Annotated in this window: 2 protein-coding genes and 1 pseudogene; 2 read left to right on the top strand and 1 reads right to left on the bottom strand. The window is 72.9% G+C overall.

The features are described from left to right. A pseudogene (locus BSE24067_RS33040) lies at positions 1–125 on the bottom strand (helix-turn-helix domain-containing protein); the annotation flags it as partial. Between the two features lie 113 nt (positions 126–238). Here BSE24067_RS33040 and BSE24067_RS32110 point away from each other — a divergent pair. Both BSE24067_RS32110 and BSE24067_RS32115 read left to right on the top strand, forming a co-directional pair. Further along, entirely contained in the window at positions 239–1009 is a 771-nt protein-coding gene (locus tag BSE24067_RS32110; protein ID WP_151068768.1) for a DUF899 domain-containing protein, read from the top strand. Between the two features lie 106 nt (positions 1010–1115). Further along, on the top strand, positions 1116–1858 hold a 743-nt coding region (locus BSE24067_RS32115; RefSeq protein WP_254600373.1), incomplete at its 3' end, for a DUF2182 domain-containing protein.

Raw genomic sequence — 1858 nt, forward strand, 5'->3', positions numbered from 1 at the left:
TGCGCCATCGCGATGCCGCGCAACGCAAGCGCCGGCGCGTCGTCGCGCAGCGCGACGCGGTTCAGCGCGCCGAGCGGGTCGCCGGCCGCGAGCGCCCGCGCGGCGGCCGTGATCAGCGAATCCATCCGAATCCCGACACAGTTGTCACTCCCTCCGGTCCGATGCCCGGCCCTAATCTAGCACCACGCACACGGCGGATGCGCCGTGCCCGGATCCCTGTCGAAAGGAGGACCCCGCAATGACGAACCATCTCACCGGAACGCGCGCCGAATGGCTGGCGGCGCGCCGCGCGCTGCTCGATGCAGAAAAGACCTTGACGCGGCAGAGCGACGAGCTCGCGCGACGCCGCCAGGCGCTGCCGTGGGTGCGCGTCGACAAGACCTACCGGTTCGATACCCAGAACGGGCCGGCGACGCTCGACGATCTGTTCGATGGCCGCTCGCAGCTGCTCGTCTATCACTTCATGTTCGGCCCCGATTACAAGGCCGGCTGCCCGTCGTGCTCGGCGCTCGCCGACGGCTTCGACGGGTTCGCGGTGCATCTCGCGAACCACGACGTGACGCTCGCCGCGGTGTCGCGCGCGCCGCTCGCGAAGCTGCTCGCGTACAGGCAGCGAATGGGCTGGCACTTTCCGTGGGCGTCGTCGGACGGCGGCGAGTTCAACTTCGACTTCAACGTGTCGTTTACCGAAGCGCAGCAGCGCGCCGGCGACGTCGAATACAACTATGCGCGGGCCGGCCACGCGATGGACATGGACCCGCCGCCGGCCGCCGTCGCGCAGTTCGCTGCGACGTGCGGCACCGACGCCGCTACGTACGCGCGCGACCGGCCGGGCATGAGCGCGTTCGTGCGCGACGACGGCGTCGTCTATCACACGTATTCGACGTACGCGCGCGGGCTCGACGCGCTGTGGGGGATGTACCAGTGGCTCGACCGCGCGCCGCTCGGGCGCAACGAGACGGGCGTGTGGTGGCGCCGCCATGACGAGTACGAGTACGCGCGCGGCTGAGCCGGGCCGGCGTGCGGCGGGAGCGGGCGATGAGTACGGCGACGAAGGCGGGGCGCAAGCCGTGACGAACGCGGCGGCCACCGGCACTGCGGCCGGCGGCCGGCGGATGTTCGGTGCCGTGCTCGGCGCGGTGTTCGCCGCCGCCGTGTGGGCGACGCTCGCGCAGCACGCGTCGATGGACGCGCTCGGCGGGACGCCGATGGTGGGCGGCTGGACGCTGTCGGCCGGATGGCACAGGCCATGCGGATGGGGGGAGGCGCACGCGTTCTCCGCGTTTGCCGGCATGTGGGGCGCGATGACCATGACGATGATGCTGCCGGTGCTCGCGCCGGTGCTGTGGCGATATCGGCTGCGTGTGGCCGCGTTGCGCGGCGCGCGCGGGGCGTGGCTCGTCGCGGTCGCGGGCGCAGGGTATTTCTCCGTATGGATGGCGCTCGGCGCGCTGGTGTTTCCGGCCGGCACCGCATTGGCGGCCGCGGCGGCACGGCTGCCCGCGCTCGCCGCCGCGATGCCGTTTGCCGCCGGCGCCGTCGTGTTCGGCGCCGGCGTGCTGCAGTTTTCCGGCTGGAAGATGCGGCGGCTGGCTTGCTGCCGGCACGTCGCGGATGACCAGGGCGCGCGGCATCCGAAACCCGTGGCCGCGGCCGCGTGGCGGTACGGCATGCGCGCCGCGCTGCGGTGCGGCGCCTGCTGCGCAAACCTGATGGCCGTGTCGCTGGCGGCCGGCATGATGGACCTGCGCGTGATGGCCATCGTGACGGCGGCGATCGCGGCCGAGCGGCTGGCGCCGGCCGGCGGGCGCGTCGCGCGGATCGTCGGCGGCGTCGCGATCGGCGCGGGCGCGGCGAT

The organism is Burkholderia latens (assembly GCF_902499045.1).
Lineage (GTDB): Bacteria > Pseudomonadota > Gammaproteobacteria > Burkholderiales > Burkholderiaceae > Burkholderia > Burkholderia latens.

Bases quoted from the DNA above. Each gene is read 5' to 3' on its own strand.
- BSE24067_RS32110 (WP_151068768.1), top strand. From the start codon at position 239: ATGACGAACCATCTCACCGGAACGCGCGCCGAATGGCTGGCGGCGCGC.